Origin of the sequence: Streptomyces yokosukanensis (assembly GCF_001514035.1) — a bacterium.
In the GTDB taxonomy this organism is placed as follows: Bacteria; Actinomycetota; Actinomycetes; order Streptomycetales; family Streptomycetaceae; genus Streptomyces; species Streptomyces yokosukanensis.
In genome coordinates this window covers 358,516-380,418 of the sequence record NZ_KQ948206.1, presented here as the reverse complement: position 1 = coordinate 380,418, position 21,903 = coordinate 358,516, and the positions used below count along the sequence as shown (strand labels likewise).

At 73.1% G+C, this 21,903-nt stretch carries 21 protein-coding genes; 11 read left to right on the top strand and 10 right to left on the bottom strand.

Features of this window, described 5'->3' with window-relative positions:
• Positions 1–201: 201 nt before the first annotated feature.
• The 4 genes from AQI95_RS01735 to AQI95_RS01720 all read left to right on the top strand — a co-directional run bounded on the left by AQI95_RS01735 (position 202) and on the right by AQI95_RS01720 (position 2,709).
• Positions 202–1,281 carry a PucR family transcriptional regulator gene (locus AQI95_RS01735; RefSeq protein ID WP_067116041.1) on the top strand — a complete coding sequence of 360 codons (1,080 nt, stop codon included), beginning with the start codon at positions 202–204 and terminating at the stop codon, positions 1,279–1,281.
• Between the two features lie 208 nt (positions 1,282–1,489).
• Positions 1,490–1,792: a hypothetical protein gene (locus AQI95_RS01730; RefSeq protein ID WP_067116038.1), complete on the top strand. Its 303-nt coding sequence runs from the start codon at positions 1,490–1,492 to the stop codon at positions 1,790–1,792.
• Positions 1,793–1,897: 105 nt separating this feature from the next.
• The gene (locus tag AQI95_RS01725; RefSeq protein ID WP_067116035.1) at positions 1,898–2,362 is read left to right on the top strand and encodes a hypothetical protein; all 465 of its coding nucleotides are present in this window, start codon (positions 1,898–1,900) and stop codon (positions 2,360–2,362) included.
• Positions 2,359–2,709: a winged helix-turn-helix domain-containing protein gene (locus tag AQI95_RS01720; protein ID WP_067116032.1), complete on the top strand. Its 351-nt coding sequence runs from the start codon at positions 2,359–2,361 to the stop codon at positions 2,707–2,709. The genes AQI95_RS01725 and AQI95_RS01720 overlap by 4 nt, the downstream gene beginning before the upstream one ends.
• 22 nt (positions 2,710–2,731) lie before the next feature.
• Here the strand turns inward: AQI95_RS01720 and AQI95_RS01715 are convergent, their stop codons facing one another.
• The 3 genes from AQI95_RS01715 to AQI95_RS01705 all read right to left on the bottom strand — a co-directional run bounded on the left by AQI95_RS01715 (position 2,732) and on the right by AQI95_RS01705 (position 5,185).
• Entirely contained in the window at positions 2,732–3,679 is a 948-nt protein-coding gene (locus AQI95_RS01715; protein WP_067116029.1) for an MIP/aquaporin family protein, read from the bottom strand.
• 103 nt (positions 3,680–3,782) lie between these two features.
• Positions 3,783–4,448: an SDR family NAD(P)-dependent oxidoreductase gene (locus tag AQI95_RS01710; protein ID WP_067116025.1), complete on the bottom strand. Its 666-nt coding sequence runs from the start codon at positions 4,446–4,448 to the stop codon at positions 3,783–3,785.
• 47 nt (positions 4,449–4,495) lie between these two features.
• Entirely contained in the window at positions 4,496–5,185 is a 690-nt protein-coding gene (locus AQI95_RS01705) for a DUF4328 domain-containing protein (RefSeq protein WP_067116987.1), read from the bottom strand.
• Positions 5,186–5,336: 151 nt separating this feature from the next.
• Between AQI95_RS01705 and ctaD the strand changes: the two genes are divergently transcribed.
• Together ctaD and AQI95_RS01695 are read left to right on the top strand one after the other, a co-directional pair.
• Positions 5,337–7,055 carry an aa3-type cytochrome oxidase subunit I gene (ctaD, locus tag AQI95_RS01700; protein ID WP_067116023.1) on the top strand — a complete coding sequence of 573 codons (1,719 nt, stop codon included), beginning with the start codon at positions 5,337–5,339 and terminating at the stop codon, positions 7,053–7,055.
• Positions 7,052–7,408, top strand: coding sequence for a cytochrome C oxidase subunit I (locus AQI95_RS01695; protein WP_208614041.1), 357 nt, complete (start codon positions 7,052–7,054; stop codon positions 7,406–7,408). The genes ctaD and AQI95_RS01695 overlap by 4 nt, the downstream gene beginning before the upstream one ends.
• A 73-nt stretch (positions 7,409–7,481) precedes the next feature.
• Here the strand turns inward: AQI95_RS01695 and AQI95_RS01690 are convergent, their stop codons facing one another.
• On the bottom strand, positions 7,482–8,168 hold the full coding sequence (locus AQI95_RS01690; RefSeq protein ID WP_067116020.1) for a DUF6445 family protein: 687 nt from the start codon (positions 8,166–8,168) through the stop codon (positions 7,482–7,484).
• 198 nt (positions 8,169–8,366) lie between these two features.
• Here AQI95_RS01690 and AQI95_RS01685 point away from each other — a divergent pair, with 198 nt between their 5' ends.
• Positions 8,367–9,113, top strand: coding sequence for a DUF4142 domain-containing protein (locus AQI95_RS01685; RefSeq protein WP_067116975.1), 747 nt, complete (start codon positions 8,367–8,369; stop codon positions 9,111–9,113).
• Between the two features lie 5 nt (positions 9,114–9,118).
• Here AQI95_RS01685 and AQI95_RS01680 read toward each other — a convergent pair whose 3' ends face one another.
• A complete protein-coding gene (locus AQI95_RS01680) occupies positions 9,119–10,765 on the bottom strand; it encodes a glycoside hydrolase family 13 protein (protein WP_067116017.1) in 1,647 nt (548 codons plus the stop codon).
• A 168-nt stretch (positions 10,766–10,933) separates the two neighbouring features.
• On the opposite strand from AQI95_RS01680, the gene AQI95_RS01675 reads away from it, so the two are divergent.
• Entirely contained in the window at positions 10,934–12,946 is a 2,013-nt protein-coding gene (locus AQI95_RS01675) for a protein kinase domain-containing protein (protein ID WP_067116973.1), read from the top strand.
• A gap of 7 nt (positions 12,947–12,953) precedes the next feature.
• On the opposite strand, the gene AQI95_RS01670 is transcribed toward AQI95_RS01675, so the two are convergent.
• Positions 12,954–13,922: a nucleoside hydrolase gene (locus AQI95_RS01670; RefSeq protein ID WP_067116014.1), complete on the bottom strand. Its 969-nt coding sequence runs from the start codon at positions 13,920–13,922 to the stop codon at positions 12,954–12,956.
• Between the two features lie 49 nt (positions 13,923–13,971).
• Positions 13,972–15,198, bottom strand: coding sequence for a threonine--tRNA ligase (gene thrS, locus AQI95_RS01665; protein WP_067116011.1), 1,227 nt, complete (start codon positions 15,196–15,198; stop codon positions 13,972–13,974).
• Positions 15,199–15,588: 390 nt separating this feature from the next.
• Here thrS and AQI95_RS01660 point away from each other — a divergent pair, with 390 nt between their 5' ends.
• Positions 15,589–16,401: a hypothetical protein gene (locus AQI95_RS01660; protein WP_067116970.1), complete on the top strand. Its 813-nt coding sequence runs from the start codon at positions 15,589–15,591 to the stop codon at positions 16,399–16,401.
• A gap of 19 nt (positions 16,402–16,420) precedes the next feature.
• Here the strand turns inward: AQI95_RS01660 and AQI95_RS01655 are convergent, their stop codons facing one another.
• On the bottom strand, positions 16,421–17,764 hold the full coding sequence (locus AQI95_RS01655; protein WP_067116008.1) for a helix-turn-helix domain-containing protein: 1,344 nt from the start codon (positions 17,762–17,764) through the stop codon (positions 16,421–16,423).
• A 114-nt stretch (positions 17,765–17,878) separates the two neighbouring features.
• On the opposite strand from AQI95_RS01655, the gene AQI95_RS48660 reads away from it, so the two are divergent.
• Together AQI95_RS48660 and AQI95_RS01645 are read left to right on the top strand one after the other, a co-directional pair.
• On the top strand, positions 17,879–18,058 hold the full coding sequence (locus AQI95_RS48660) for a hypothetical protein (protein ID WP_067116005.1): 180 nt from the start codon (positions 17,879–17,881) through the stop codon (positions 18,056–18,058).
• Between the two features lie 97 nt (positions 18,059–18,155).
• Positions 18,156–19,400 carry an amidohydrolase gene (locus AQI95_RS01645; protein WP_067116003.1) on the top strand — a complete coding sequence of 415 codons (1,245 nt, stop codon included), beginning with the start codon at positions 18,156–18,158 and terminating at the stop codon, positions 19,398–19,400.
• On the opposite strand, the gene AQI95_RS01640 is transcribed toward AQI95_RS01645, so the two are convergent.
• Together AQI95_RS01640 and AQI95_RS01635 are read right to left on the bottom strand one after the other, a co-directional pair.
• Entirely contained in the window at positions 19,397–20,539 is a 1,143-nt protein-coding gene (locus AQI95_RS01640; protein WP_067116000.1) for a hypothetical protein, read from the bottom strand. The genes AQI95_RS01645 and AQI95_RS01640 overlap by 4 nt on opposite strands.
• Positions 20,540–20,618: 79 nt before the next feature.
• Positions 20,619–21,824, bottom strand: a complete 1,206-nt coding sequence (locus AQI95_RS01635; protein WP_067115998.1) for a PP2C family protein-serine/threonine phosphatase — start codon at positions 21,822–21,824, stop codon at positions 20,619–20,621.
• Between the last annotated feature and the right edge of the window lie 79 nt (positions 21,825–21,903).

Here is a 21,903-nt window from a genome sequence, read left to right as displayed (position 1 = left end):
AGCCCCCCGAGGCTGGAGTGCCGGTCATTTGCCGGTGACCGGCACCGCAACCTTCCGTAGTGCTCCCCGCAGAGGATGGTGTGGCAGGGGAACAGCCCCGCGCACTGCCGGTTTCCGGCAGTGTTGACTAGGGTCTGCATGCCGGACATGCGCTAAGAAAGCGTCACCGGCACGTCAAGATCACGGGGGAGTGGGGCCGGCATGGGGGATCAGCACGACAGACACGAGCTGCCCGAACGCTGTCTGGACGGGTTCGCCCGGACGTTGGCCGAGGTCGCGGCCACCGGCAGGCGGCTGACCAGGGAGGAGCTGAAGGTCCGGCGGACCCTCGGCGAGCAGGCCGCCGACGCCGGGCACGGGCTGCGCGCGCTGGTCGTCGCCCATCTGGCCGCCGCCCGCGCCGCCTGGCCCGCCAGGGACGGCTCGGCCGAGAGCGGCCTGGCCACGCTGGCCGCCGTGGAGCAGGCGATCGACGCGTTCGCCGAGGGCTACGAACGCGCGCAGCGGCTCGCCGTGCGCCGCGAGGAGGCCGCGCGGCGGGAGTTCATCGACGATCTGCTCTACGGCCGCAGCGACCTGGGCCGGCTCGCCGAACGCGCAGAACGCTTCGGCCTGCTGCTCTCCCGGGCATACGCGGTGGCCGTCGCCGAGGGCCCGTCCGCCTACGCCGAGGGCGGCCCGGTCGCCCGCCGCGTCGAGGCCGCCGTCCTGAGCCGGTTCGACTCGCGCAGCATCCTGCTCACCACCAAGAACGGCCGGCTGCTGTGCATCGCGCCCGGTGACGAGGACGAGATCCTCCTGTACTTCGCCAAGCAGGCGTACGCGGCGACGGACGGCGGCCGGGTCGCCATCGGCCGTGCCCAGCACGGCGCGGGCGGGGTCGTGCAGTCGTACGAAGAGGCCCTGGCCGCACTGGAGATGGCGGCCCGGCTCGATCTGGCCGGGCCGGTGCTGCGCGCCGCCGACCTGCTGGTCTACCCGGTGCTGGCGCGGGACCGGCAGGCGCTCGTCGACCTGGTCACGCACACGCTCGGCCCGCTCACCGCGGCGCGCGGCGGCGCCGGTCCGCTGCTGGACACCCTCGCCGCGTACTTCGACTCCGGCTGCGTGGCCGCCGGGGCCGCCCGCCGGCTCTCGCTCAGCGTGCGCGCGCTCACCTACCGCCTGGAGCGCATCCACAAGCTCACCGACGCGGACCCGACCGACCCGGCCCACCGCTACATGCTCCAGACGGCCGTCATCGGCGCCCGCCTCCTGGACTGGCCGAACCGCCCTCTGTGAACGTCGTGGACCGTCCCTCTTCGGCACCCCCGCGAGCGGCAGTTCACGCGAACGCACCACGCGTGTCCGCGTCCGTGCCGCGTCGCCGGCCTCGATCATGACCTTGCTTCGCACGGCATTCCCCCGGACCGGGCGGACGACGCGGTCGAAGCAGTCGGATGAATCAGACGAGCCGGATGAACCGGATGAACCAGTCGAAAGGACAGTCATGTCGCGACGGATCCTGAGGCCCACCCGTGCCCAGGTCGCAGCGCTGCTCGCCGCGCCCGTGCTCGGCCTGGGCCTGCTCGCCCCGGCGGCTTTCGCGGACACGCCGCCTCCCGGGCCGAAGGTCGACAGCGGTACCGCCATCGGCCGGGTCTGCCAGGAGGCGAACGCCGAGCCCGAGGACGGCCAGGACGTGTCCTGCGAGCGGGACATCGCACCGCTCCTGTCGCGTCTCATCGGCCCCGGCAGCGGGATCACCTGCCGGAACTCGGCACCGACCGCCATCGTCTGCCGCCGGGAATGACCAATCATCAGAAAGTACTTGCCTTCTTGGAAAGTACTGTCCATGCTGAAGGTATGCACGAGGGGCGGACGACCAACCGCCCCTCCCCGCACCGGAGGTAAGCGCATGGACAGCACGGGGGAACCGATGGACGCCCGGCAGGCACAAAGCGCGCTCGCCGCCGCCTGCGCCGCACGGGTCGCGGCACGCGAGGCCGGCGAGCGCGAACGGCCCCGCGGTTACGGCATCGGACAGGGCCTGACCTTCGCGGTGGGCTTCATCGCCCTGGGCCTCGCCGACCGGGAGCCGCGCTGGGGGATCTGGCTGGTGGCCGCCGCCACGGTGAGCCTGACCGGCTTCCTCGTGCTGCTGTGGCTGGGCGCCCACCACGGGGGAGTGACACGCTGGTTCCACCGGGACCGCGGTTCCGGCCGCCCGCCCTGGCAGGCCTGGGTGGTGCCCTTCATCCCCCTGGCGATCAGCCTGCCGGCCGCGGTCGTGTACGGCTCGGCCGGCTGGCTCATCGCCTTCGGCCTGGCCTCCGGCGCGGACTACGTGCTGCGCGGGACCTGGCAGGCGGGCACCGCATGACAGACCCCACGGGCGGTGCTCCACCCGCTCTCGACCGCGAACTCCACCACCCGACCCGGCTGGCCCTCGCCGCCTACCTCTCGGCGTGCGGTGAGGCGGAGTTCGCCGTCCTGCGCGACTACTGCCAGGTCTCCGACTCCACGCTGAGCAAGACCCTCTCCGCGCTGGAGAAGACGGGCTACGTCAGCATCCGCAAGGGCTACCTCGGCAAGCGCCCGCGCACCTGGGCCGGCCTCACGCTCACCGGCCGCAGGGCGCTGGCCCGGCATCTGGCGGCGCTGGAGGAGATCGCGGCGACGGCCCGCCGGGCCGCGGGCGCCTGCGCCGAGGACACGACCGGCAGCTGACGGACCCTCATCATCCGGCGGCCTACTCCCCGTTGACGGTCCGCACCGGAGTCGACTCCCCCGGCTCCCGTGACTCGGCCAGCTTCGACCGGAGCAGCAGCACATCACCGATGAAGAGGTCGTAGACGACGATCCCGACCACGCCGCCGATCAGCGGCCCGACGATCGGGATCCACCAGTAGCCGCTGTAGGAGCCGGACACGCTCCCCGGGAACGCCAGGCTCTTCCAGCCCTCGACCCAGGTCAGCAGACGCGGCCCGAAGTCACGGGCCGGGTTGATGGCGTACCCCGCGTTCGCGCCGTAGGACATGCCGATCGCGGCGACCGCGAAACCCACGATCAGGGGGGCGAGGTTGGCCTTCACGGCCTGGTTGCGAAGGTCGTTGACGGCGGCGATCAGCATGAGCAGGAAGGCCGTACCGACGATCTGGTCGATCAGCGGTCCCCAGATGCCGCCGTGGAAGTACGGGGCGGGGAACGTCGCGAAGATGGAGAAGGTGGCGTTGGTGTGCCCGTTCACCTTCGGTCCGGGTGCCGCGGCGTCGAAGGCGTGGATCGCGGCGTGGTAGACGAGGTAGACCAGCGCGGCGCCGGTGAAGGCGCCCACGACCTGCGAGAACCAGTACGGCAGCACCTTCGCCCAGGCGAAGCCGCGGCGCACGGCCATGGCCAGGGTGACCGCCGGGTTGAGATGGGCGCCGCTGACTCCGCCGCCCACGTAGACGCCGAAGGTGACGGCCATCGCCCAGCCCCAGGTGATCAGCAGCCAGTCACCGGCCGCAAGGAAGATCGTGGTGGGGGTCGCGGCACGGCCCGAACCGGGCAGTGCGGCAACCGCCATCGCGACCACACCGCAGCCGAAGGAGATGAGCACGAACGTCCCGAGGAACTCGGCGAGACACTCACCCAGCAGCCCGCCCCGGCTTCTGAGCCGGGACGGCTTGATGATCGCGGGGATTTCGACAGCCATTCCAGGCCCCCTTGACGAGAGCAATACGGCCAACATCCCCATATTGGCCTACAAAACCCCACACCGCAGGCCGACAGCGGCCCGTCGGCCCCGGTTCATCGGCTCAAGCGTCGAGATCGTCCGCGAAGTGCCGGAAACCGTGCCGGTCCCGGTGCATGCCCCACAGCAGCTCCGCGAGCACGTCAGGGTCCTTGCGGGCGTGCCCGGGTGTGATGGCCCCCGGAATCACCAGCTGGGCGACATGGATCCCCTCGCGTGCGAGCCGCTCGTGCAGCAGATGCCCGTACGCGCTCTCCGCCGCGAACGCGATCGACGTCCCGGCCCGCTCGGTGTGCGGGACGACGGCGCTCCCGCCGTTCACGAACAGGATCGTCCCGCGCCCCAGCCGCCGCATCCCCGGCAGCACCTGCTGCACGGCGGCGACGGCCCCGTACACGGAGAACTCGATGGGCCCGACCAGATCGCGGGGCCCGGTCTCCAGCACGGGCCGCATGAAGTCCCGGTGCGGCACCGGGCTGTACTGCAGCACCTCGACGGTCCCCAGTTCGTCCACCGCCCGCTCCAGCGCCCCGGCCAGCTCCTCGGGCCGGCGCACATCCGCGGCGAACCCCTGGGCCCTGATCCCGTTCGCGCCGAGTTCCCCCACCAGCGCGTCGAGCCGTCCCGGGTCCCGGGCGACGAGGGCGACCCCGAAGCCCTCCCGCCCGAACCGCCGCGCGACGGCGACCCCGAGCCCCGGTCCGGCACCCACAATGGCGATACAGCTCATGCCGCATCCGTACCGCACACCGCCCCGCCCCACACCGGGCTGGGCCGTCACAGGACCTCGGCCACCCGGGTGCCGGTCGGCCGGGCCGCGCGCAGCCGCTCCACCTGGGCGGCGGTCACGGCCCGCACCGCGAAGGCGCCGGCGCAGGCGGCCGCCACGACGAGGGCGTCGCACAGCTGCAGCGGCCACCCCTCGGTGTAGGCGCGCGCGATGATCTGATCCGTGGAGTCGCGGTAGACGATCCCCACCCCGGTGAGCAGCCCGATCAGCCACAGCCCCCACCACACGTTGACGGAGGCGGGAAGCCTGCGTCCGGGCGCGCTGCTGCGGAACGCGTCGACGACGATCCCCCGCGGGAACCACAGGTTGACCACGGGCACGATCCACCCGAGGAACACCCAGATCCCCAGGTACTTCGGCGTGTCCCCCGACAGCGCCCGCGCGTTCTCCCGCAGCTTGAGCAGCCAGGACAGAAAGAGCGCGGCGCAGAGAAGGGTCAGCGCACCGCCCACCGAGGTCACCAAGTGGTACGAGTTCTCCAGCGAGTTGAGCGGCCGGTGCACCCCGTTGCCCTGGTCCGGCGGCCCGGCGGCGGGCTCTCCGGCCATGGCGAGCCGGATCTCCCACACCCCTCGCACGGCCCAGGCGAGCCCGGCGAGCAGCAGTCCCCCCACAGCCAGCCGCCCTGACAGCTGAACCGGCCGATGGGCGGACGCGGGCGCGGCGGACTGATCCATCTGTTCGGTCACCGGCCCATCCTGTCGTACGAAAGCCGCAGGCCACCAGCTAGGGATGCGGTTGCGCCATCCGTGTGCATCCGTCATGCGTTCGGCCGCGCGTCGGCCGCTCAGGGCGTCGGCCGCGCCGTCCCGCAGCAAGGATGCACCTGTGAGCATCCTCAACGAACCGCATGGTGCCGCCGCGCCCGAGGACTCGTACGAGAGCGAGGTGCCGGTCCGGCGCCGGCAGCCCGGCAACGTCGTGGTGAAGTGGCTGACGACCACCGACCACAAGACGATCGGCACGCTGTACCTGGCGACGTCGTTCGCGTTCTTCCTGATCGGCGGCGTGCTGGCGCTGGTCATGCGCGCCGAGCTGGCCCGGCCGGGCCTGCAGATCGTCTCGAACGAGCAGTTCAACCAGGCGTTCACGATGCACGGCACGATCATGCTGCTGATGTTCGCGACGCCGCTGTTCGCCGGTTTCACGAACTGGATCATGCCGCTGCAGATCGGCGCGCCCGACGTGGCGTTCCCCCGGCTGAACATGTTCGCCTACTGGCTCTACCTGTTCGGCTCGACCATCGCGGTCGGCGGCTTCCTCACCCCGGACGGCGCGGCCGACTTCGGCTGGTTCGCGTACTCCCCGCTGTCGGACGCGGTCCGCTCACCGGGTCCGGGCGCCGACATGTGGATCATGGGTCTGGCCTTCTCCGGCTTCGGCACCATCCTCGGCGCGGTCAACTTCATCACCACGATCATCTGCATGCGCGCCCCCGGCATGACCATGTTCCGCATGCCGATCTTCGTGTGGAACGTGCTGCTGACCGCCGTCCTGGTCCTGCTCGCCTTCCCGGTGCTGGCCGCCGCGCTGTTCGCCCTGGAGGCGGACCGCCAGTTCGGCGCCCATGTCTTCGACGGGGCCAACGGCGGATCGCTGCTGTGGCAACACCTCTTCTGGTTCTTCGGCCATCCCGAGGTGTACATCATCGCGCTGCCGTTCTTCGGCATCGTCTCCGAGATCATCCCGGTCTTCGCCCGCAAGCCGATGTTCGGCTACATGGGCCTGATCGCCGCGACGATCTCCATCGCCGGTCTGTCCATCACCGTGTGGGCGCACCACATGTACGTCACCGGCGGCGTGCTGCTGCCGTTCTTCGCCTTCATGACCTTCCTGATCGCCGTCCCCACCGGTGTGAAGTTCTTCAACTGGATCGGCACGATGTGGAAGGGCAGCCTGTCCTTCGAGACGCCGATGCTGTGGGCCGCGGGCTTCCTCGTGACGTTCCTCTTCGGCGGTCTGACCGGGGTCATCCTGGCCTCGCCCCCGATGGACTTCCACGTCTCCGACTCGTACTTCGTGGTGGCCCACTTCCACTACGTGGTGTTCGGCACGGTCGTCTTCGCGATGTTCGCCGGATTCCACTTCTGGTGGCCGAAGATGACGGGCAAGATGCTCGACGAGCGGCTCGGCAAGATCACCTTCTGGACGCTGTTCGTCGGCTTCCACACCACGTTCCTGGTCCAGCACTGGCTGGGCGCCGAGGGCATGCCGCGCCGCTACGCCGACTATCTGGCCTCCGACGGCTTCACCACCTTGAACACGGTCTCGACCATCGGCTCGTTCCTGCTCGGCCTGTCGATGCTGCCGTTCCTCTACAACGTGTGGAAGACGGCCAAGTACGGCAAGAAGGTCGACGTCGACGACCCGTGGGGCTACGGCCGTTCCCTGGAGTGGGCCACCTCCTGTCCGCCGCCGCGGCACAACTTCCTCACCCTGCCGCGGATCCGCAGCGAGTCCCCGGCGTTCGACCTGCACCACCCGGACATCGCGCTGCAGGAGCACGAGTTCCAGGTGCCGGCGCGGACCGACCGAGGGCAGGGGTGACCGGGCTGTCGAGGCGGGGGGCCGAAGGCGCGCTCGGCGACGAGGTGGAGGGGTACCTGCTCTGGCAGGCCCGGATCGCCGAGGCGGAGCAGCGTGCGCGGGAGTTCGTCGCCCCCATGGAGTGGCTGACGAGCGCGCAGCGCGAGGACGTCGAGCGGCGCTACGTCGCCGACAGTCTGCGCCGGGCCCGCGCGGACCTGGAACGGATCGCGGCCCGGTGCGGGTCGCTGCGCGTCGAGTACGAGAGCCGCTACCGGCTGCTGCGGCGGCGCTGCGTCGGCACGGCGCTCGCCGTGTGCGCCGGCTGCATCGCCGTGGCCACGCTGCTGCTGCCCCTGTCACCGACCCTGTGACGTCCGGTCCTGGGCCGTCCGGTCCTGGGCCGTCCGACCCCGGGACGTCCCTCCCCTGAGGCGGCCCGCTGGGTCAGGCCATCCAGAAGAACACCGCCGTCATCCTCTTCTCCTCCAGCGTCTTGCCGAAGTAGCCCGTCGCGCTGTGCACGAGGTTGGCGTTGTAGAGGAGCAGGCGGTTGTACTTGTGGGGGACGCGGACGTCGTCCTCGAAGTGGTCGCCCGGGACGTAGCGCGTGCCGAGGGCCTCGACCAGGTTGTTGTGCGGGGCCTGGACGACGTTGCCGCCGAGCCGGCCGCCGGGCAGCGACTGGCGGTAGAAGGCGGTGCCGCAGCTCTTGGGGACGTTCGGGTTGAGGTAGAGCACGGCCGCGTACCGGCACAGCGCGCGGGAGTCGGTGTGCGGGCGGGGCTCGCTCTCGCCCTCGCCGACCACCTGGACGCAGTTGTGGTTGAGGGTGCCGCCGCCGGGCGCCTGCTGCACCCACAGCTCCTCGGCGCCGGTGGCCTGCTTCACCAGCCCTTCGACGACGGCGAGTTCATCCGGCTCCAGCCCCGGCATGGCGCGCAGGCCGGGCCAGGTCTCGGAGGTGTACGGATAGCCCTCGACCCAGTCGTCCTTGGCCAGGCACCGCTCCCGTACGGCGTCGACCTGGGGCAGGGCGTCGTCGAAGACCCAGTAGTCGCGGCCCTTGGTGGGCTTGCGGTACGGCAGGACCGGCAGCGCGGCGGGCATCCTGGGCGGTGGCTGTGGGGGCATGCGGCGAATCTATGGCAGCGCTCCCCCTCGTCTCTCCCGAGGAAAGGTCAACTCTTCTTTACCTGCCGCATCGAGACGATCGGCCCGCGCGTGCGTACTGCTGTGCGTCCGAACCGTCCCGCTGCCACCGTGGGCGGGATCCACGACCGGGCTGGAGACACGGTGCGCTTTTCGCGGAACGCGACGGGAACCCTCTTCGTGGGCGGGGCGATGGCCCTGACCCTCGCGGCACTGGCCTACCCGAGCATGCTCGGCCTGAACAAGGTCGCGAGCGCACAGGACCGCGTCATCGCCAGCACCCAGTGGGGGCCGCTCACCGAGCAGGACCGGGACTTCGTGGTGAAGGTGCGCGCGGCCGGGCTGTGGGAGTACCCGGTGGGGCAGATAGGGCTGCAGAAGGGCACCACGCCGGGGGTCCTCACGGCCAGCAAGCACCTGGTCGACGGGCACGCGGCGCTGGACACCACCTGCCGCAAGATCGCGCCGATGCTGAACATCACGCTGCCGAACCTGCCGAGCCCCCAGCAGCAGGGATTCGTCAGCCAGTTGAAGGCGGACAGCGGGAAGAAGTTCGACAGCGACTTCGCCAACATCCTGCGGATGACGCACGGCGCGATCTTCAACACGATCTCGAAGATCCGGTCCACCACCAAGAACTCGCTGGTGCGGGCCCTCGCCGACCAGGCCAACGACACCGTGCTGGACCACATGACGGTGATGGAGAAGACCGGTCTGGTCGACTTCGACCAGACCATCTTCCAGCAGACCACCCCGCCGAAGCTGCCGAACTCCGACCTGACCCCGCCACCCCCGGCCGCCGGGCAGCCGGAGGTGGTACTGACCCCGCCGCCGAACGCCACGTCCACACCCGTGGACATCAACGGCCTCACCGGGGGCGGGAGCGGCGCCTCACCGGGGGCGAGCCCGGCGCCGACGGCGGGTTAGGGGGCTCAGGCCAGCCAGGCCGTCGTGTCCGGGGGCAGGGTGCGGGTGTCGGGCAGGGGCGTGCTGGTCAGCAGGACCTCGCCCGGCGGCAGGGGTACCGGCTCGTCGCCGAGGTTGGTCAGACAGCGCCAGGCCGCGCAGCGGGTGAAGTCCAGCACGCCGGCCGGGGCGTCCGGCGCCCAGGTCAGCGTCTCGCCCTCCAGCAGCTTGCGGCGCAGGCGCAGGGCGGTGCGGTACAGCTCCAGCGTCGAGCCGTCCGTCCCCGTCTGCGTCTCGACGGCGTACGACGCGAAGGACGCCGGCTGCGGCAGCCAGGCGGCGCCCGCCCCGAAGCCGTACGACGGTCCGCCCGCCCGCCACGGCAGCGGCACCCGGCAGCCGTCGCGGCCCTTGCGGACATGCCCGGTCTGCTCCCAGATCGGGTCCTGGAGCACCTCGGTGGGCAGGTCGGCGACCTCGGGCAGGCCGAGTTCCTCGCCCTGGTAGAGGTACGACGCTCCGGGCAGCGCCAGCATCAGCAGGGTCGCCGCGCGGGCGCGGCGCAGCCCGGCCCCGGTGTCGATCGCGGGCGCGGTGCCGCCGGACAGCAGCCAGGCCTCCGGGGCGGTGCCGGGCGCAAGCATCAGACGCGAGGCGTGGCGGACGACGTCGTGGTTGGAGAGCACCCAGGTGGCGGAGGCACCGGCGGCCCGCGCGGTGGCCAGCTCGTCGGTGATGACCCGGCGCAGCTCCGTCGCGTCCCAACGGGCCTCCAGGTATTCGAAGTTGAAGGCCTGGCCGAGTTCGTCGGGGCGGGCGTACCGGACCCGGCGGGCGCCCGGCACCCAGGCCTCGGCGACGGCGCTGCGCGGCGGGCTGTAGGCGTCGAGGACCTGACGCCAGTCGCGGTAGATCTCGTGGACCTCGTCGCGGTCCCAGTACGGGTGACTGCCCGGCGGCACGCGCGGCAGCGCCGCCTCGCCGGTGACCGCGAGGTTCCCGATGTCCCGCAGCGGCTCGGCGAGGTCCTTGGCGAGGCCGTGGGCGACGTCCACACGGAAGCCGTCGACGCCCCGGTCGGACCAGAAGCGCAGGGTGGTGCGGAAGTCGGCGCGGACCTCGTCGTGGGTCCAGTCGAGGTCGGGCTGTTCGGGGGCGAACAGGTGCAGGTACCACTCGCCGTCCGGGGTGCGCTTCCAGGCGCTGCCGCCGAAGACGGACTGCCAGTCGGTGGGCGGGTGTTCGCCGTGGGCGCCCTGACCGGGGCGGAACACATAGCGGGCGCGGGCCGGGGAGCCGGGGGCGGAGCGCAGCGCCTCCTGGAACCAGGGGTGCAGGTGCGAGGTGTGGTTCGGGACGATGTCGACGACCACCTTCAGACCGAGCCGGTGGGCCTCGCCGACCAGGGCGTCGAAGTCGTCCAGGGTGCCGAGCCGGGGGTCGACGCCCCGGTGGTCGGCGATGTCGTAGCCTCCGTCGGCGAGTTCGGAGGGGTAGAAGGGGCTCAGCCAGAGCGCGTCCACACCGAGGGTGGCGAGATGGCCCAGGCGCTCGGTGATGCCCCGAAGATCACCGAGGCCGTCGCCGTCGGCGTCGGCGAAGCTGCGGGGGTAGACCTGGTAGATGACGGCCTGGCGCCACCAGTCGGGGTTCTTGGAGGAGAGGTCTGCCATACGGGATCCCTTCGAGAAGGACGGCAGGACGGGGAATCCGTACGGGGAATCTGTCCACATTGCCCGGAAAGGGAACCTTCGGGCCGAGGCCGGGCGAGGAGCCCGCGGGGCGGCCCGTGATGCAATGACCGCGACGGATCGGACTCGGGTCTCGGGGTGGAGTACGGCGTGTTGAGCAACGGTGGGCCCGACGCGGAGAGTTTCGAGCCGCTGGAGCAGGGCGATCCGCGGACGGTGGGCGGCTACCGGCTGGTGGCCCGGATCGGGTCCGGCGGCATGGGACGGGTCTACCTCTCGCACACCCCGGGCGGACGGGCCGTCGCGGTCAAGGTGATCCGGGCCGAACTGGCCGAGAACACCGAGTTCCGCAGGCGGTTCCGCGCCGAGGTGGCCGCCGCGAGCCGGGTCCACGGGATCTACACCGCGCCGGTCGTGGACAGCGACACCGAGGGATCCGTGCCGTGGTGCGCGACCGCGTACGTGCCCGGCCCCTCCCTCGCCGACGCGGTGCGCGAGCACGGGCCGCTGCCCGTCGACACCGTGCTGCGGCTGATCGCCGGGGTCGCCGAGGCGCTGCAGGCGGTGCACCGCGAGGGCATCGTGCACCGGGACCTCAAACCGTCCAACGTGCTGCTCGCCGCCGACGGCCCGCGCGTGATCGACTTCGGGGTGGCGCGCGCGGCGGACGCCACGTCACTGACACAGAGCGGTACGGCCCTGGGCACGGTCGCCTACATGGCGCCGGAGCAGGTGCTGGGCGCGGAGGCCGGCCCCGCGGCCGACGTGTTCGCGCTGGGGCAGACCGCGGTGTTCGCGGCGACGGGCGGCGGCGCGTTCGGGGACGGGGATCCGCACGCGGTGCTGTACCGGGTGGTGCACGAGGAGCCCGACCTCGGCCGGGTCCCGGCGGAGATACGGGACCTGGCCGCGCGCTGCCTGCGCAAGCCCGCCGCCGAGCGGCCCGCCGTCGAGGAGGTCATACGCTGCGTCCAGGCGATCCAGGCCTACCGCGGTGACGAGGCCCGCCACGCCTGCGGGGCCTGGCTGCCGGGCGAGTTGGCGGCGGGAATCGAAGCACGGGCCGCGGACGCCGACCAGGCCCGGTCGCGGGCGACGGCACCGGGCCCGGCCCGGCCCCCTCACCCCGAGGCCGCCTTCGGCAGCGCCGCCACGCCTCCGGCCGCCACCGACGCACCCGGTGCTCCCCGCACACCCGGCGTGTTCCCGCCCGGCGGCCCCACCGGATTCGGCCCGCCGCCGGTCTACCCCGCCCCGTCCGCCCCGTCCCCTCACTCTCCCCAGTCCCCCTACTCCGCCCACGCCGCCTACTCCCCCACCTCGCCGTCCCACGCCGCGCTGCCCGGACCCTTCGTCATGGGGGCGGCGGCCGTACCGGGTGCGTACGCTCCGGGTGCCGGGGCGCAGTCGCCGGACCCGGCCGGCGCGCCGACCGCCCCGGTGAGCGCGGGCGGCAAGGGCCGCAGGGCGCGGCCCTTGCTGCTGTCCGCGGCCGCGGTCGTCCTCGTCGCCTGCGGCGCGGCCGTCACCCTGCTGTTCGTCCCGGGCAACGGCGACAAGGACGGGCAACGGACCCAGGACGTGGCCGCCTCGCAGTCAGCCACCTCCGCCGGGCCCTCGGCGTCGGCGTCCGGTTCTCCGACCGTCCGGGCCTCGAAGAAGGCGAAGGCCGCCAAGTCCGCGGCGGCGCCCAGCCCTTCGGGGCCGCCGGCCCCCACCCGCACGGTGTCCTCCGCCGCACCGGCCACCGCCGTGAGCAAGCCGGCGGCCGCGCAGGCCCCCGCCCCGGTGGCGTACCCGGGGATCCGGATGACCAAGAGCCATGACCTGTACCTGGCGGACACCCCGGTGCGGGCGAAGGCGGACACCGGGACCTCCGACGAGGATCTGACCTACGCCGTCTACTCCTCGGGCGCGCTCCTCGCCCCCGGCACCACCTCCGGCAGCTCGCTCGCCCTGTTGCCCGCGGGCCGGGCGGGGAGCCTGAACGTGTGCAAGGCCGCGACCGGCTACCGGAACTACATCTGGACCAAGGACCTCACGGCCGGGCAGCAGATGTGTGTCATCAGCGGGACGGGGCACGTGGGGCTGGTGACGTACCGGGTCTCGTCCGGGACGACGTACGCCACCCTGGACGTGACGGTGTGGCGCAACGCCGCCTAGACAGGCCCTAGGGCCGCTCCACCGTGTCCAGGTACAGCTTGACGTAGCGGTCCACGTCGACCTCCAACGCCACGTCCACCAGGGCCAGTTCGCGGCGGCCTCCGTGGATCTCGGCCTCGCCGGGGCGGGGCCGGCGGTCGACGACGGTCTGGCCGCGTGTGGGGCCGGGGACGAGGGAGACCTCGACCGGCAGCAGGCGGGTGGTGATGCCCTGCGGGTCGGCGACCGCGCAGACCGCGCCGGCGTCGCCGAGCCCGCCCGCCTCCTCCGCCTCCGGGGCCTCGCCCACCGCGGTCGGCCGGTGCGCGAGGAGGTCGCCGGCCAGCCGGGTGCCGGGGTCGCTGCTCGCGCGCAGCCGGTGGACGTCCGGGGCGGCCACGACGACCTGCATGAAGACGTCGAGGCCGTACATCGTGATGGGCACCCCGGCCGTCAGCAGGATCGCCGCCGCCTCCGGGTCGTGCCAGACGTTGAACTCGGCGACCGGGGTGGCGTTTCCGGTGGCGACCGCGCCGCCCATGAAGACGATCCGCTCGATGTTGCGGGTCACCTCGGGGTGGGTGCGCAGCAGCAGGGCGATGTTCGTCAGCGGCGCGGTCGGGATCAGCGTGACCGGACGCGGGGAGGCCAGGATCTCGCGGCGCAGCAGGGCGACGGCGTCCAGCTCGGACGCGGTCCGGGCCGGGGCGGGCAGGCCCAGGTCGCCCATGCCGTCGGCGCCGTGCACATGCCCCGCCGCGCGGGCCGGTTCGAGCAGCGGGCGGTCGGCGCCCCGGCCCACCGGGATGTCCGGGGCACCGGCCTGCTCCAACACGGTCAGGGTGTTGCGGACCACCGCGTCGACGTCCGTGTTCCCGGCCACGCAGGTCACCGCCCGCAGATCGAGGCCCGGGTGGCGCACGGCGAGCAGCAGCGCGAGGGCGTCGTCGACACCGGTGTCGCAGTCGATGATCACGGGGATGGGCTGACCGGTCACTGCGGACTCCTTCGTCGTACGACACCGACACCGACACCGGAACCCTAGATCACTCCCACAGCGCGGTCCCGCGTGCCGCCACGCGTGCGGCGATCCGGGACAGCAGCTCGGGCACCGGCAGCGCGCCGGGCCGGCGGCCGTCCCGCAGCCGTGGGGCGGCCAGGCCCGCTGCTGCCTCCCGGGCGCCGATGACCGCCTGGTACGGCACCAGACGCGCGGCCCGGATCCTGGCCCCGAGGGTGCCGTCGGCGGGCCCGGCGAGTTCGGCGCGCAGACCCAGCTCCAGGGCCTCCCGTACGACGGCCGCCGCCTGCTCCCGCTGCTCCTCGGCGACCGGCAGCACCACCAGCTGGACGGGTGACAGCCAGGCCGGGAAGGCACCGGCGTGCGCCTCGACGAGATGGGCGACGGCCCGTTCCACGCTGCCGATGATGCTGCGGTGCACCATCACCGGGCGGTGCCTCGCGCCGTCCGCGCCGGTGTAGTGCAGGTCGAAGCGGGCCGGCTGGTGGAAGTCGATCTGCACGGTGGACAGGGTGGACTCGCGGCCGGCCGGGTCGGCGATCTGCACGTCGATCTTCGGTCCGTAGAAGGCGGCCTCGCCCTCCGCCTCCTCGTACGCCACCCCGGCCTCGGCGAGCACCTCCCTCAGCAGCGCGGTGGCCCGGCGCCACAGGTCGGGGTCGGCGACGTACTTGCCGCCCGCGCCGGGCAGCGACAGACGGTGCCGTACGGCCTCGATGCCGAGGTCCGCGTAGGCGCGGGCGATCAGCTCCAGCGCGGCGCGGGCCTCCGCCACCACCTGGTCCAGGGTGCAGAAGACATGGGCGTCGTTGAGCTGGATGGCCCGCACCCGGGTCAGCCCGCCGAGCACACCGGAGAGTTCGGCGCGGTGCATGCCGCCCGACTCGGCGATGCGCAGCGGCAGTTCGCGGTAGCTGTGGGGGCGGGAGCGGTAGATCAGGGCGTGGTGGGGGCAGAGGCTGGGCCGCAGGACGACCTCGTCCGCGCCGAGCCGCATCGGCGGGTACATGTCGTCGCGGTAGTGGTCCCAGTGCCCGGAGATCTCGTACAGCTCCCGTTTGCCGAGCACGGGCGAGTACACGTGCCGGTACCCGGCGCGGCGTTCGGCCTCGCGGACGTACTCCTCCAGGGTGTGCCGTACGACGGCGCCGTCGGGCAGCCAGTACGGCAGGCCGGCGCCGATCAGCGGGTCGGTGTCGAACAGGCCGAGTGCCCGGCCCAGGCGGCGGTGGTCGGGCAGCGAGTCGTTCATGGTGGTCTCCTCGGACGGGAGAGGCGAACGCCCGAGAAACGCCGAGGCCCCGGGGCGTTCGCCCCGGGGCTTCGATGCTGGTCAGGTGTCAGCGCGCCGGGACGGTCTCCGGCGTCGTCGTGCTCATCGAGCACTGCGGGCACTGCTGGGCGCGCTGCATGCGGCGACCGTAACAGGGCCCGGAGCCGCGGATCGAGGCATTTTCGCCGGGCCGCTCACCCGGACGGGCCCGGCGCGCTGGTGGGGCGGTCGGGGCGGTGGTGCGGTGAGAGAAGGCACACCGCGGCACGCCGACGAGACACGTCGGCAAGCCCGCCGGCAGCACGTCAGCAGGCACCCCGCCCCCGGGCCCGACCGGCTCGCAGTCCAGGAGGCACCTCGGTGATCTCGATGACCTCATTGACCTCATTGATAACCTCGTTGAACGAGGCGATACGCCCCCGCGGCGTCCGGCTCTCCCTCACGGCCGCCGGCCTCGTCATCGTCGGCGGCTGCGCGGCCTTCGGCCTGGGGCAACCGGAGACCGCGCCCCAGCCCCTCCCGACGATCGACAGGCCGACCCCCTCGCGGAAGGCGCCCGCGCGGCCCGACGGCTCCGTCCTCACCGACGCGCAGGCGCAGGCCGCGCTCATCACCCAGGGCGATCTCGGCGCCCCCTGGACGGCGACCCGGGGCGCGGCCACCTGGCGGGACGGGCTGCTGAAGGCGACCACCTCGGCCGGCGACTGCCAGCGGCTGCTGGACGCCCTGTACAGCGACGAACTCCTCGGCGGCCCCGCCCGGGTCGCCATCGGCATGGACGACGCCGACACCGACGCCCAGCTGCGCTACCAGATCGGCGCCCGCCGCCCCGCCGACGTCGACGCGGCGCTGGCCTGGCTGAAGACGATGCCGGACCGGTGCGCGCGCTTCACGGCGACCACGCAGACCGGGACCGAGGAGGACGTCAAGGTCAGCGACGCCTCGCTGCCGGAGGTCGGGGACGCGCGCCAGGGCCTCAGGGTCAGCATCTCCGCCACGACGTCCGACGACCAGGAGGACCTGCTCACGCTGGAGGTGGCCGTCGTCCGGGTCGGCCAGGACGCGTTCGCCCTCACCAACGGCGGCCTGGGCGACGTACCGAACGACGCGACCCAGGTCGCCGTGCAGGACGGCGCCCTGCGTCTGGCGGACATCCGCAGACAGGGCCGGGCGCAGGTCTAGGGGGCGGGCCGGCGGGGGCTCACAGGGGCGGCTGGGCCGGGGCCGGGCCCAGGGTGGTGGTGCCCGGGGTCGTGCGGTGGCCGAGGCCGGTGCGGTAGGCGTCCAGGGCCGCCTCGATGCGGCCCGTGCGGCGCAGCAGGTCACCGAGGAGACGGCACAGGTCGGCCAGGTCACCGGCGGCGCCCGCGCGTTCCAGGAGGCTGAGGGCGCGGACGTAGTGCTCCTCGGCCGCCTCCGTGTCCCGGGTGTCCTCGGCGATGATCCCGAGGAGCCGATGGGCCGCGGCGGCGTGCACCGCACCGCGCTCGGAGGAGAAGTCGCCGAGGACGCCCTGGAGCAGCTCGGCGGCCTCGTGCGAGGCTCCGCGCCGGTGCAGGACGTCGGCGAGCTCCACGGCGGCCTGGCTGCGGTAGAGGGCGGCCCGGGTCTCGGAGAGCATGGCGTGGGCCTGCCTCAACTCGGCCTCGGCGCGCTCCAGTTCCCCGTTCTGGGCGCAGACGTAGCCGCGCATCCAGTGGCAGTTGGCCAGCTCGGTGCGCAGCCGCAGCTGGCGGTACAGCTCGGCCGCCTTGGCGAGGGAGGCGTCGGCCTCGGTGACCCGGCCCTCGGCGATCAGGGTGCGGGCCACCGAGCGGTGCATCCGGGCGATCAGCGCGGGGTCCCCGGCCTGCGGCGCGAGGGCGAGGGCGAACTCGGCGGCCTGGGCGGCACGGGCGTGCGCGCCCATGTCCATGTACGGCCCGATGGCGCTGGCGTAGAGCAGCAGGAGCGCGTCGGGATCGTGCAGTCCGCCGCGGTTCAGTTCGTCGAGGGCGGACTCCAGCAGATAGACGGCGTAACGGAGTTCACCGGCGAGATAGTGCGCGACCGCGCGACCGCGGACGGCCGGGACGCGCACCGGCAGCGACTCGTCCGCGAGACGGGCCTCGGCCCGCTCGAAGAACTCCCGCGCCCGCACCAGCTCACCCGTCTCCAGGGCGCATTCGCCGAGCCCGAGCAGCGCGGTGGCCTCCTCGCACCCCAGCCCATGGCTCTCGGCCTCCGCGAGCAGCTCCGCGTACAGCACGGCGGCCTCCTCGGCCCTGCCGTCGGCGAGGACCCGCTGGGCCTCGGTGAGCCGGAACCGCAGGCCGGTGGCGAGATGGGCGGGCCGCCCGACGGCCAGCTCGTCGTAGGCGACGCCGAGCCGTCCGGCGATGTGCCGCAACGCCTCGTCGGAGGCCCGCACCCGCCCCGCCTCCAGGGTGGAGATGTAGGCGGGCGTATAGGCGGGTTCCGCCAATTGCCGCTGAGTCAGTCCGCGTTGGGCGCGCAGCTGCTGCACACGCCGTCCGATGACCTCCGGGTCGTCCCGCTCGCGCATCCGCTCGTCGCCCCCAACTCCCTTGGCACCTCTTGCCGTTGGCGCCGCTCAACCTCTAGGTTAAACGGCGGATTAAGTCTGCTTAATAGGTCGCTGTTGTGTTGCGAGGTCGCCGTGCCCGGACGTACATCCGCACCTTTCGAACGACCCACGACAAGGTATGCCAGAGCGGTGGCCGCGGCGGTCGTGGCCGCGGCGGCGCTGATCACAGCGGCGAACGCGGGCCCGGCACGGGCGGCGGAACCCCACCCGACGTCCCAGGCCCGGCAGGCGACACCCGCACCGCACGCCTAGACGCGGCACCCGGACGCCCCGCCGCCCCTTCCCTGAACACGATCGGCGTCCGCCCGGACCCTCCCCCCTGCCCCGCCCGAGGCCTACGCTTGCGCTCGTGACGTCCCCAGCCGCGCGCACCGCCCTGGACCTGACCGCCGACCTCCCGGTGACGGACCTGGAGGACCTCTACCGCGACCTGCACCGCCACCCCGAGCTGTCCCTGCGCGAGCACCGCACCGCAGGCAGGCTGGCCGGCCGGCTGAAGGACGCCGGGTTCGAGACCACCGAGGGCGTCGGCGGCACCGGTGTCGTGGGCCGGCTGCGCAACGGCGACGGGCCGACCGTGCTGCTGCGCGCCGACATGGACGCGCTGCCGGTCCAGGAGGAGACCGGGCTGCCCTACGCCTCGCGGACGGACGGGGTGATGCACGCCTGCGGGCACGATCTGCATGTCACCTGGCTGACCGGGGCCGCCGAGGCGCTGGCCGCCGGGCGGGAGACCTGGCAGGGCACCCTGCTGGTGGTGGGCCAGCCGGCCGAGGAGACCGGGCAGGGCGCGGCGCGGATGGTCGCGGACGGGCTGTACGAGCGGTTCGGCCGCCCGGACGTCCTGCTCGGGCAGCACGCCGCGCCCGGCCCGGCCGGCCTGTACCCGCACGCACCGGGTCTGATCATGTCGGCGTCGACGGAGGTCGACATCGTCGTGCACGGCCGGGGCGGACACGGTTCGCGGCCGGAGGCGACCGTGGATCCGGTGGTGACGGCCGCCTTCCTGGTCACCCGGCTGCAGACCGTCGTGTCGCGGGAGCTGGCCGCCGGTGAGGCGGCCGTGCTGACCGTGGGCCGCATCGAGGCCGGCACCCGGCACAACATCATCCCGTCCGAGGCCCGCGTCTCGCTGAACCTGCGCAGCCAGTCCGAGGAGGTACGGCAGCGGATGCTGGCCGCGATCCGGCGGATCGCGCACGGCGAGTGCCTGGCCGCGGGCTGCCCGCGCGAGCCGGAGGTGACCATCGGCAACACCTTCCCGGTGACCGTGAACGACGCGGCCACCGACGCCGCGGTGGCCGCCGTGCACCGGGAGGTCTTCGGCGCGGACACGGTGTTCGACCCGGGCCCGGCGATGGGCAGCGAGGACTTCCCCCAGCTGGCGCTGGAGAACTCCATCCCCTACTCGTACTGGTTCGTGACGACCACCCCGCCGAAGGTGTGGGACCGGGCCCCCGGCGACACCTTCCCGGAGAAGTTCGCGGCCGTGCCGAGCAACCACAGCCCCCACTTCGCCCCCGACCCCGCCACGATCGCCCCGGGCACCCGCACCCTCGTCTCCGGGGCCCTGGCCCTGCTGTCGGGGTACTAGGGGGCCGTCTGAAGCTCGCGCAGATGCTGCTGGACGTTCTCCAGCGCACCCTGCCGGCGGCCCGGCACCCGCAGTCTCAACTGTGCCAGCACGGGGCCGAGTTCACGAGCGGGCGCCGCTTCCGTGATGCGGCCCCACTGGTGGTGCGCCCGGTCCACGGCCGTCTCCACGGCGGGCGAGTCCGCGGACTGCCCGGCGGCCAGCCGGGCTCCGGCGACCGCGAGCCAGGCCCGGCAGCTGCGCGCCGCGTCCCCCGCGAACATCGCGAGGTCCGCGCGGACTTCGGCCCAGTGCAGGGCCTCGGGGGAGCCGGGCCCACAGGCGGCAACGGCGAGCCGCTCGTACCGAGCGGCCAGCACCTCGGCATCCCCGTGCCGCCCACCCTGGACGGCCGCGCTGATGGCGGCGTGCGGGTCCGGTTCGACGACGCGCGGGGCCGGCTCGACGGCCCGGGCGACCAGAGCGCGGGCGCGGGTCCCCTGATCGACGGGGTGGGCGGGCGTGGAGCCCCCGGGGAAGGCCAGCACCAGATCCCGCCCGGCACGCGACTCCGCGATCCGGGCCCACGCCTGCTCGTGCAACGCGGGCAACGGCGGCCGGTACCCGCTCCTCAACAGCGTCGCCACCGCCTTCATGTACGCCGGCTCGGCCGGCCCCCGCCGCCCGGAGGACCCCGCCACACGGCCGTAGACGGCGGTGTGGGGGCCGCAGTCCAGCCCGCGTTCGGCGACGTACCGCCACGTCTCGTCGTCCGCGTGCAGATCGAGCACGAGGGCCGTGTCCGCGGCGGAGCGCAGCCGCAGTTCCTCCCGGATCCAGTGCCACGGCAGCGCGGTGTAGCGGACGGTGGCCGGGGTGGTGCGCGCCAGCGCGAGATGCGGCAGCCGCTGCCGGCGGTCCAACTGGAGCTGTCCGGCGATGTACACGCTCAGCGGCGCGGGCGCGGCCGCGGCGGCCCGCAGTCGGGTCAGAACGGCCTGCGGCTCCAGCGGATCGGCGAGTTCGACCACGTTGGCGGTGTCCGCGCCGGACAGCACGGCGGGGGCGACGGCGGCCAGCACCGGCAGCACACCGGCCGCGTCCACCAGACGCCCTTTGCCGAGCGGCGCGGCAGCGAGCAACAGCACGGTTGCGGGCATCGTCCCTCCCCCTGTCGACCCTGATCCGCCTTCGGCCTTCCAGCCAGCACCGTAACCGCTGCGGCTGCGAACCCGCGCCTCAGGACCGCAAACGTCCCCCTTCGCCACCTTCGCCGCCTTCGCTTTCTTCGCTGCCTTCGCCCCCCGCTTCCCGGATCCGCCGCACGGCGAACGCGGTGGTGTCGTCGCCCAGCCGCCCGCCGCTGTGCCGCAGGACCCCGTCGCGGACCCGGCGGACCAGCTCCCGGGGAGCCGTGTCACCCCGACCGGCGCCACCCGGATCGGCGGCGGCCGCGGGCGCGATGTCCCGGGCCAGCGGATAGAAGGTGCCCGTCCGGTCGCGTGCCTCGGTCACCCCGTCGGTGACCAGCAGCAACGTCTCGTCGGCGGCCAGCGGAACCCGGTGCACGATCGGCTCGGTGGGCACGAGATCGCTGAGGCCGAGCGGCAGCCCGTCGCCGCTCGGCAGTTCACGGACTCCACCGGGACCGACCGCGAGCGGGGCCTCATGGCCGAAGTTGACGATCTCGACAGTGTCCGGGGCGTCCTCGGGAAAGGCGATCAGCACGGCGGTGGCGAACCGGTCGCCGTCGTCCCGGCCGAGCGCGGTGCTGTGCGAGCGGTGCCGCAGCATCCGGATCTCCAGTCGCTCGGCGACGGACGCGAGGTCCTTCTCGTGGTAGCCGGCCTCCCGGAAGGTGCCGAGCAGCGCGGCGGCGGTCTCCACCGCGGCGAGGCCCTTGCCCTGCACATCGCCGACGAAGACCCGGGTGCCGTGCAGACCGGGCTGGATGTCGTAGAAGTCGCCGCCGACCCGGGCGTCGACGTCCGCCGCCAGATACACCCCGGCGTGCTCCAGACCGGCCCATCGCGGCGGCAGCGGGCGCAGCACGGTACGGCGGGTGGTCTCGGCGATGTCCTGGAAGTGCAGGGCCTGTCTCTCCTTGCTCACGCGCACACCGGAGGCGATCGTGGCCAGGAGGCCGCCGAGCGCGACCAGGACGAAGTCGCCGAGACCGGCCTGGTACTGGTTGGGCCAGGCGCTGTCGACGGCGACGTACGTCACCACCGCCAGTACGGCGAAGGCGCCCGTCGACCACACCCCGCAGATCGCGGCGGCGCTGCCGGGGACCAGCACGATCCAGGTGATGATGCGGAACCGTTCGGTGGTGTTGAAGTCCAGCAGCACGATCCCGACGAGCAGCAGCAGGGGCGGCACCCAGGAGACGTTCCGGCCGCGCACGCGCAGCAGCTGCTTTTGGCGCCCGTATTCGATGTCGGTCACGGCGGGCAGCCCTCCATGCCCCCAGAGAAGCACGGGAGGAAACGAGGCGCATCCGGGCATCGGACACCGCGTCCGGCAC

What these genes read in the sequence shown, in the direction of transcription:
- AQI95_RS01690 (WP_067116020.1), bottom strand. Translation starts at nt 8,168, where the DNA reads ATGCCCCCACAGCCACCGCCCAGGATGCCCGCCGCGCTGCCGGTCCTG.
- AQI95_RS01705 (WP_067116987.1), bottom strand. Translation starts at nt 5,185, where the DNA reads ATGGATCAGTCCGCCGCGCCCGCGTCCGCCCATCGGCCGGTTCAGCTG.
- AQI95_RS01710 (WP_067116025.1), bottom strand. Translation starts at nt 4,448, where the DNA reads ATGAGCTGTATCGCCATTGTGGGTGCCGGACCGGGGCTCGGGGTCGCC.
- AQI95_RS01730 (WP_067116038.1), top strand. Translation starts at nt 1,490, where the DNA reads ATGTCGCGACGGATCCTGAGGCCCACCCGTGCCCAGGTCGCAGCGCTG.
- thrS (WP_067116011.1), bottom strand. Translation starts at nt 15,198, where the DNA reads ATGAACGACTCGCTGCCCGACCACCGCCGCCTGGGCCGGGCACTCGGC.
- AQI95_RS01720 (WP_067116032.1), top strand. Translation starts at nt 2,359, where the DNA reads ATGACAGACCCCACGGGCGGTGCTCCACCCGCTCTCGACCGCGAACTC.
- AQI95_RS01680 (WP_067116017.1), bottom strand. Translation starts at nt 10,765, where the DNA reads ATGGCAGACCTCTCCTCCAAGAACCCCGACTGGTGGCGCCAGGCCGTC.
- AQI95_RS01735 (WP_067116041.1), top strand. Translation starts at nt 202, where the DNA reads ATGGGGGATCAGCACGACAGACACGAGCTGCCCGAACGCTGTCTGGAC.
- AQI95_RS01640 (WP_067116000.1), bottom strand. Translation starts at nt 20,539, where the DNA reads ATGCCCGCAACCGTGCTGTTGCTCGCTGCCGCGCCGCTCGGCAAAGGG.
- AQI95_RS01725 (WP_067116035.1), top strand. Translation starts at nt 1,898, where the DNA reads ATGGACAGCACGGGGGAACCGATGGACGCCCGGCAGGCACAAAGCGCG.
- AQI95_RS01715 (WP_067116029.1), bottom strand. Translation starts at nt 3,679, where the DNA reads ATGGCTGTCGAAATCCCCGCGATCATCAAGCCGTCCCGGCTCAGAAGC.
- AQI95_RS01655 (WP_067116008.1), bottom strand. Translation starts at nt 17,764, where the DNA reads ATGCGCGAGCGGGACGACCCGGAGGTCATCGGACGGCGTGTGCAGCAG.
- AQI95_RS01660 (WP_067116970.1), top strand. Translation starts at nt 15,589, where the DNA reads ATGACCTCATTGACCTCATTGATAACCTCGTTGAACGAGGCGATACGC.